The 7,822-nt window shown below is 37.0% G+C and carries 10 protein-coding genes and 1 pseudogene; all 11 read left to right on the forward strand.

Features of this window, described 5'->3' with window-relative positions:
- The first annotated feature begins 362 nt into the window (after positions 1 to 362).
- The 11 genes and pseudogenes from AB4114_RS35125 (at position 363) to AB4114_RS35175 (ending at position 7,303) form a co-directional block, all read left to right on the forward strand.
- Positions 363 to 1,022, forward strand: a complete 660-nt coding sequence (locus AB4114_RS35125) for an HAD family hydrolase (RefSeq protein WP_441992573.1) — start codon at positions 363 to 365, stop codon at positions 1,020 to 1,022.
- A gap of 219 nt (positions 1,023 to 1,241) precedes the next feature.
- A pseudogene (locus AB4114_RS35130) lies at positions 1,242 to 1,463 on the forward strand (DUF6547 family protein); the annotation flags it as partial.
- 454 nt (positions 1,464 to 1,917) lie between these two features.
- Positions 1,918 to 2,163 carry a hypothetical protein gene (locus AB4114_RS35135; protein WP_441992574.1) on the forward strand — a complete coding sequence of 82 codons (246 nt, stop codon included), beginning with the start codon at positions 1,918 to 1,920 and terminating at the stop codon, positions 2,161 to 2,163.
- A 287-nt stretch (positions 2,164 to 2,450) separates the two neighbouring features.
- A complete protein-coding gene (locus AB4114_RS35140; protein ID WP_441992575.1) occupies positions 2,451 to 2,717 on the forward strand; it encodes a CD3324 family protein in 267 nt (88 codons plus the stop codon).
- Between the two features lie 134 nt (positions 2,718 to 2,851).
- On the forward strand, positions 2,852 to 3,601 hold the full coding sequence (locus AB4114_RS35145) for a class I SAM-dependent methyltransferase (RefSeq protein WP_441992576.1): 750 nt from the start codon (positions 2,852 to 2,854) through the stop codon (positions 3,599 to 3,601).
- A gap of 218 nt (positions 3,602 to 3,819) precedes the next feature.
- Complete coding sequence (locus AB4114_RS35150) at positions 3,820 to 4,080, forward strand: hypothetical protein (RefSeq protein ID WP_441992577.1); 261 nt, start codon at positions 3,820 to 3,822, stop codon at positions 4,078 to 4,080.
- Positions 4,081 to 4,313: 233 nt separating this feature from the next.
- Entirely contained in the window at positions 4,314 to 4,859 is a 546-nt protein-coding gene (locus AB4114_RS35155) for an ATP-binding protein (RefSeq protein ID WP_441992578.1), read from the forward strand.
- Between the two features lie 89 nt (positions 4,860 to 4,948).
- Complete coding sequence (locus AB4114_RS35160; RefSeq protein ID WP_441992579.1) at positions 4,949 to 5,245, forward strand: hypothetical protein; 297 nt, start codon at positions 4,949 to 4,951, stop codon at positions 5,243 to 5,245.
- 256 nt (positions 5,246 to 5,501) lie between these two features.
- The gene (locus AB4114_RS35165; protein ID WP_441992580.1) at positions 5,502 to 6,077 is read left to right on the forward strand and encodes a GNAT family N-acetyltransferase; all 576 of its coding nucleotides are present in this window, start codon (positions 5,502 to 5,504) and stop codon (positions 6,075 to 6,077) included.
- A 311-nt stretch (positions 6,078 to 6,388) separates the two neighbouring features.
- The gene (locus tag AB4114_RS35170) at positions 6,389 to 6,664 is read left to right on the forward strand and encodes a GNAT family N-acetyltransferase (RefSeq protein ID WP_441992581.1); all 276 of its coding nucleotides are present in this window, start codon (positions 6,389 to 6,391) and stop codon (positions 6,662 to 6,664) included.
- A gap of 141 nt (positions 6,665 to 6,805) precedes the next feature.
- A complete protein-coding gene (locus AB4114_RS35175; RefSeq protein WP_441992582.1) occupies positions 6,806 to 7,303 on the forward strand; it encodes an NUDIX hydrolase in 498 nt (165 codons plus the stop codon).
- Positions 7,304 to 7,822 lie beyond the last annotated feature (519 nt).

The raw sequence follows: 7,822 nt of genomic DNA on the forward strand, positions 1-7,822 counted from the left end.
TGGACAGGTTGAATGAAGGAATGTGGGAGCGTAGACTCTGTGAGACATGGGAGGGTTGACCTCCATGAGACATGTGGAGATCCATAGGTGCAACCATATTATTCCTAAATAACCACTTTTTTTTGGCAAGTGGCTAAGTGGAGGCATTCWTTTATATTTCCACACCCAGTTTTTTCATCTAACTCAATATTATCCCATAGGCACGTTGTCCCTAACCTTTAGCAAAGCATCGAAATCCTAAGATTTAGAGAGTATTTAAAAGAAAATCTATTCCTCATAGAGGGAGGTTAGTTCCAAATGTAAGGATTACGCATGATTCCCGTCGTATTAGTATATGAATGTTGTTGAAGGGGCTGTGTGATTTGAATATTAAAGCAGTGCTTTTTGATTTAGATGGTACCTTATTGGACCGAGATACTTCACTTTTATTATTTGTTCGTGACCAGTACAATCGCTATTCGCAATTTCGAGTAGTCGATAAAGATACTTTTGTGCAACGTTTCATAGAGCTAGACAACCATGGGTACGTTTGGAAAGATAAAGTTTACCAACAGCTTATAGCTGAGTTCTCTATCCTGGAAATAGATTGGGAGGAACTGCTAAGCGATTATGTGAGTGGATTTCAAAGGCATTGTATAGGTTTTCCTAATTTGATGAATATGCTTAGCCAGCTAAAGAATAACGGGGTCAAGATAGCACTTGTTTCTAATGGTTATGGGCAATTCCAATATGACAATTTCAAAGCATTGGGTATCAGCCATTTATTCGATGAGGTTCTTATATCGGAATGGGAGGGGTTACAAAAACCTGATCCCGCAATTTTTAAAAGAGCATTATCTAAACTCGGTGTTGAAGCTGAAGACGCCCTATTTGTAGGAGACCACCMTGAAAATGATATAAGAGCGAGTTGTGCTGTAGGTTTTAAAACAGCTTGGAAAAGAAACAATACAGTATCTTCAGATGTCAACGCTGATGTAATTATTGATGACTTAGGAGAATTAACCCAATACGTATTAACCTAACGGAAAACGAGAGCTGAATATAAGTGATATAGAAGTTCATAAACCTGATATTACATAAACTTGGGGGATAAGCGAATGGACCAAGAAGCATTAGAACTTTATAAAATATTCATTGATGATTTAGTCAAGCTACGCCAAGGTGGTTCTCCCTCGCTGGATAATGGGAGATGGCTGGCCTAAAACGGTTGAGAATGAAAAGGTCAACAAAGTCTAGGCGAGCTAAGTACTGAACAAAAAGAGGTATTTGCAATAATTGCTCAATCTGCTCGCGATGGTGGAATCCATGATGTTCTTGTTTATTTAACGGATCAGATTAACCTTGAAGACTTTGAAATTACAAAGAACGGGGTAAAGATGGCAACAGAACCATTTGGCTCCGAAATGTATTTTGATTGGGTTTGCAGAAGAGAAGGAGATGAATGGCCGGATTCAAGTAAGTGAAATGGTGTAAAGCCAAGCCATTGAAGTAACGCAGAACGATAGTTTAGGGGACTGCATCGCGGCAGCTCCTATTTTGTTTATTAAAGTAACGGGAGGATTTCACAATAGGCCTATAACAAATATGGTACAATATCCCATGGGGTTGATGTACTTTGAAGAGGGAGATTTGTTAATGCAAACTGTTTATATATTGTCAGGACCAGCAGGAGTAGGGAAATCAACGACTTCCACTGCACTAGTGGACGCTTAAAAAAACAGTGCATATATCTCAGGTGACGATGTAAGTCATATACACGTTAGGGGTCGACAAAAGCCTTGGGAAAGCAAATCCGAGTTGGCCCTCATTTGGAATAATATCTTAAGTCTTACTCGAAATTTCGTTCTCAATGGGATTGATGTTGTAATAGATTATGTTACTTTTCCAGATGAGGCATATTGGCTAAGAGACAAGTTGATGGATTTAACCCAGAATGTGGTCTATGTGGTACTAATGACTGATCATGAGACTCTTTTAAAAAGAGACCAGTTGAGAATACCCGAACACCAGATGGGGGAACGGTGCCTGATCTTAATCCAAGAATTTAATGAATCAGGTTTAAATAGGAAATATTTGCTCGATACAGATCGGAAAAATGTTGATGAAATCAGTCTGGTTATCGACGACATTATGAACAACAAACAATACAGTTTAGATGATTAAACGGGACAGATAGTTGAGAAATACTATCGAATTAATTAAAAAGGTTAAGAGAAGTTTATCTTTAATTCACGTAAAAAAGGAGGTTATGGCGGTATGATGATAATGATTGGCTTCGTTCAAAATCTAAACGACAAGAAGTGGCTCCGTGCAAAGTCTAAACTATGAACAACGGCGGTTGTTTGTATGGAGCTAGAAATAAGTTGCCGCCATAGTGAAATGATTCTCTTTTGTTTATAGTATAGACTTTGCCCCTTAAAACAAAAAAAATTTTAAGGAGCAGAGCTAAAATGAAATATGCGAATGCAGTTACCGTCTTTCCAGAAGAATTACTTAAGGAAATACAGAAGTATGTAAAAGGTGGAATAATATATATCCCCTCCCCTGAGGAAATGCATAAAAAGTGGGGCCAAAATTCAGGGAGTAGAAAATATTTGGATGATGGAAATGAAGAAATCCGCGAAGGGTATTTAAACGGTTCTTCTTTTGATGAATTATCAGATACGTTCTGTCTCTCTTACCATAGTATAAGAAAGATCATTTACTCTAAAAAATAATGGATACAAAAAGTCGCATCGGATCCGGTGCGACTTTTTGTGTAAAATTTATTTTCTAGTTGATTATTATAAATTTAAAAAGTTTCTGTCTTGCTATAATTTTAATAACAAATTTCATAAAGGTGGGTACTCTAATGGAAAATGTAAGAGGAATATGGAATGAATGGTCCGAAACATGGTATCAAAGACATAGAACAGATAAGGTAATAGAAAAAATAATGCAGATCCCTGAATCGGCATTTCATCGTACAACATATTCAATGATAAATAAGGCGATGCCTAATTTGGCTGGTAAGAAAGTATGTGTTCCTTCAAGTGGAGATAACCATGCAGTCTTCGCTTTTCATTTAATGGGAGCAAGGGTTACATCGTGCGATATTTCAGAAAGACAAATAGAAAATAGCTCGAACTTGGCTCGGAAAAATGGATGGGATATTGAATTTATATGCGATGATACAACGCAACTAAGTAACATTAAAAGTGATGAATATGATTTTGTATATACATCGAATGGAGTCCATGTATGGATTAATGATTTAAACTCCATGTACAACAATATAAAGAGAATTCTTAAAAGTAATGGCGCGTATATCATGTTTGATATTCACCCATTTAGCCGCCCTTTTGCTATTGGACCTTTTCTTATAGATGAGGTTCCAAGACTTCATTGGCGTATACAGGATATTGTGAATGCTATTATTTCATCGGGTCTATGTGTTAAGCATATCGAAGAAATGTATGCAGAGGATGGCTCATTTTGGATCGATGAGTCAAAAGATGAAGGGAATTCGCTCTCGAAACAAGAACTAGATGAGTTGTGTAACTGGAAAATAAATCCCATGGCAGCCCTTCCTCAATGGTTTTCAATTCATGCAGTTAAGTAAACCAGTTCAGGTAACTCATTAAACTCTAACGGGAAACGATAGCTCAATAAGCATCTAAAACAGGCTACCTCTGAAATTAATAGTGGCCGCCTGTTTTGATAACAGGCGGCAAGAATAATGGAACAAACTCCTTTCTAATTGGCGGGCATTATGAGGAAATTGAAACATTTGTAAGTAACTCCGTCTAATTATTTGAGATTATTCAAGGAGTTGTAGTGATGAAGAGAATAATGTGGAGTTTGCTTGTTTTAATGGTTGTTAGTTACTTGGGGATTCTTATCTTACAAAGAGAAGCAAATCAGAAAGTGTACTCTCATTTGGGGGCGGGGAAATATGAAATTAAAAACGCTAGATTGGTATTTACTGAGCATGGTTTAAATTGGAGAGTTACAGTAAGTGAAACAAGAGTAAACAAACAATTAGAATTTACTGAGGATGTTACATTTTTTGCGAGTGAATATATAGGCTACAGTAAATAAAAAAAGTCCTAACGCTGCGGGACATTCGGCATGACAATTCAACTAACATAAGAACGTTACTTTATAAAAAGAGGCTACCGCCGCAATAAGCAGCGGGAGCCTCTTTTTTAGCTATCCGGGGCAGGATAATTCAATTGTTCCTCGAATACACTTCGGGATGGAGGAGTTACGAACTTTCTGAATATCCGATATCTGAAAGTACGACCTAAAATATAAAAGGAGCGATTAATTATATGAACCGCCTAGTAGTTATGACGGTTGGAATAACGCATAGTGGAAAAACTACTTTCGCTAAAGAATTGGAATCTGTCTTACAACAAGCTATAGTCATAGATCAGGATAATCATGCTGAATTTATTAATAGCCATTATAAGAAGCTTCTCCCCATAGAAGGACCTAACACACTAAAATTCTCTATTACCAATGCGATTGTTGAATATGCTGCAGTGCAAAGTAATTTTCACATCATCTTAAGCAATTGTAATCTAAATAAATCAGGACGAACAAATGTACTCAGATATTTTCATGAAAAGGGATTTAAAAGTATTATTGTTTACTTTAATTTATCTATTGAAATACTGAGAGCACGAGTTGAACAAACCCAAAAAAGTAAAGCTATTTTCAGAAGTGCATCGAGCTTTTTAGAAGTGTTGGAGCGACAAGGAAATTCGGGAGTAATACCACCTAGTAAAGACGAAGCTAATTATCTATTTGAAATAAAAGATCCCAATAATATCACAGAAATAATAGAACAAATCAAGCAATCCTTGATCAACTGAAGCATTTAGCATTTCAGGATTAAACTAACGAAAGAACGATAGTTTAGTAGCCGTGACTAACAATTAATTCACACTGAGGGGGAAATATTGTGAATGTACCTGCTGTTTTGGATGGTGCGAATGTGATAATGCACACTTGCAATGGCCCCGAAACGCCACTATCAAAAATGATATTTGAAGAAGATGACGGATCTCAAAAGGAAGTAGCCATAACTGCATTAGCAATAGCAAAATATAAAAATGGAGATAAATACTATCTATTTTTGTGTGATAAGAATTGGGTAGTTCTAAATGATTTCGACCTAAGTACCGTAGATGAGGCAATGCAATGTGCTTCAACAAGTTTTTCGATAAATAAAAGTGATTGGATTCCAGTTAGAACTTAAGTCACTGTAAGATATTATTTAATGAGGTAACGGAAGACTTGTAGTAAGTTCTTGATGGAGAGTCTTAAAATAACAAGATTCTGACGGGTCATTAAACTAACGTAGGAAAATAGTTTAATCATGACTTGATGGCAGCTGACAAACGACCGGCTGCCTTTTCCCCTCTAACGATCAAGATTAGATGGAAAATATTCCTTGTAAAAACAAACACCAAATGTGATAATGTTTGGAAAACTTTGATTGGAGATGTGTTGCATTGGCATCTGACCCGATTTTGTTTTCAATACMAGAGGCGTTTGAAAGTAGACGTTTACTTATTCGTGCTCCAATTTTAGATGATGGAATAAAAGTAAATGAAGCGATAAGAGAAAGTTTGGAAGAATTAATTCCTTGGATGCCATGGGCACAAACCATGCCTACACCAGAAGAATCAGAGGCAAACATACGAAAAGCGAGATTAAAATTCTTAGAACGCTCCGATATGAGATTACTCATATTATTAAAGGAAACTGGGGAATTAATTGGCAATAGTGGGCTTCACAATATTGATTGGAAGGTACGAAGGTTTGAGATTGGTTACTGGGTTCGTACATCTTTTGGAGGGCAAGGATATATGACTGAAGCTGTAGAGGCTATTTTGAATTTCGCGATTCAAGCGTTACAAGCTAACCGTGTAGAAATTCGATGTGACTCAAAAAATATAAGAAGCTATAGAGTAGCCGAACGGTTAGGTTTTACTTTAGAAGGAATTATACGAAATGATGATCTTTCTGTTGATGGTTCATTGCGTGATACTATGGTGTTTTCTAAAGTCCGCGGTGTGGAGTTTTAGCAATCCTGTGTCAACGAAGCATTAGACATTTCGAATTACTCTAACTGAGAACGATAGCTAAATAGTCGACCAAAACATGGCTGCCGGTGAATCCGTGGCGTTTTCAGGGGTGGAACTATGGAGAAAGATGTAACAATCAGAACTATAAACAAAAACGAATTACCCAAGTTATTAGATCTATATAAACATTTAAACAAAGATGACCCAGAACTTATTGTGGGGGATTTAGACTCATTGTGGGACAGAATCTACAATGATTTAAATATGCACTATATCGTAGTGGATAAGATAATCAATTAGTAGCCTCTTGTGTGTTAGTCATAATTCCAAACTTAACAAGAAATGCCCGTCCTTATGGTTTAATTGAAAATGTAGTTACTCATGCCCATTTTAGAAGAAAAGGATATGGGGATGCAGTTTTGAAAAAGGCATTAGAGATTGCATGGGAACAAAATTGTTATAAAGTTATGTTGCTCACTGGTTCAAAAGAGGAAGGGACACTTTTGTTTTATGAAAATGCTGGATTCAAAAAAGGTATAAAAACTGGATTCATGCCAAACCATAAACAGATTCGTTCATTCCGCTAACGACAAACGTTACTTCAATAGGGATCGTCGGCTGCCGCGCAGTCTGGACGGTCCCTATTTCATTGAAGTAAAGAGCAGGATACTGGGAATATCCTCTAGAATTATAGAGAGGCGGTATATTCTCTGTGCGGGGTGTTTTTAGTGAACGAAAATGAAAAATGGCATCGGCATTTAGGTGCATATGGAATTTGTTTAGATGGAGAAAAGTTATTAGTCATCAGAAAKGGAGCAGGACCATACTTCGGGCGATATGACCTTCCTGGAGGTACTATTGAAGTCGAAGAATCTCTAACAGAGGCTGTACAAAGGGAATTCCATGAAGAAGCTGGAATCAACGTACAGATTAAAGAGAATGTCGGTGTTTGTGACTATCTAATTCCTTTTGAACTCCCCAAAAAGGGCACTTCTCATATTCATCATGTTGCCGTATTTTTTCTAGTTCAGTATATCGATGGAATGATTTTAAGCACTACTGAAAAGTTTGAAGGACAAGATTCATTGGGTGCATTGTGGGTTCCCATCGATCAAATTACCAATGATAATTCTTCTCCACTTGTTATACAGGCAGTTGAATGGTTAATGACGGGGAAATTACCCATCGGATTTCAACGATTCGATAATTGGGTTGTATTATGCTAACTCATTTAACTATCGGATAACGATAGTTAAATATTGGAATATAAGATTAAACCCTCCAATTTCTAGCGAAACTAGAATCAACCAAACTTGGGAGGGTTTTTATTATGAATTTAAAAGATTTATGGATGCTATATGAGGCTGATAAACGTATTCTGGGTTTTAGTTCACAGACATTGAAAGCATAGAGTGAGTGAATCTGCGTTCATGCGAACCACAAATGGGCGGAGAATCTGTTCGAACAATTTCTGCCCAATTAAACGAATTCGCCCCTAAGAAAATCCCAAAACCGAAGCTTGGTTTCAAAAGACACTAACTTGGAAGCAAGAGGAGAGTCGCTTGGATGTTTGAGTAGTTTCAAACGTTCAAGTGTTTTTTTTTCTACGACTGACCAATTAACGCACAAGCCCTCGATTCAATATCTTTGAGGTATTGGATAGGGTTTCTTCTAAAGCGTTGACGCTTAATTCCTTCATGAAGACGCTCGTTCCACCTGTCACGTTCTTGAGCAAAAGTGCTGTA

Origin of the sequence: Paenibacillus sp. 2RAB27, from assembly GCF_052115445.1 — a bacterium.
In the GTDB taxonomy this organism is placed as follows: Bacteria; Bacillota; Bacilli; order Paenibacillales; family NBRC-103111; genus Paenibacillus_E.

What these genes read in the sequence shown, in the direction of transcription:
- AB4114_RS35135 (WP_441992574.1), top strand. Translation starts at nt 1,918, where the DNA reads ATGGATTTAACCCAGAATGTGGTCTATGTGGTACTAATGACTGATCAT.
- AB4114_RS35140 (WP_441992575.1), top strand. Translation starts at nt 2,451, where the DNA reads ATGAAATATGCGAATGCAGTTACCGTCTTTCCAGAAGAATTACTTAAG.
- AB4114_RS35145 (WP_441992576.1), top strand. Translation starts at nt 2,852, where the DNA reads ATGGAAAATGTAAGAGGAATATGGAATGAATGGTCCGAAACATGGTAT.
- AB4114_RS35150 (WP_441992577.1), top strand. Translation starts at nt 3,820, where the DNA reads ATGAAGAGAATAATGTGGAGTTTGCTTGTTTTAATGGTTGTTAGTTAC.
- AB4114_RS35155 (WP_441992578.1), top strand. Translation starts at nt 4,314, where the DNA reads ATGAACCGCCTAGTAGTTATGACGGTTGGAATAACGCATAGTGGAAAA.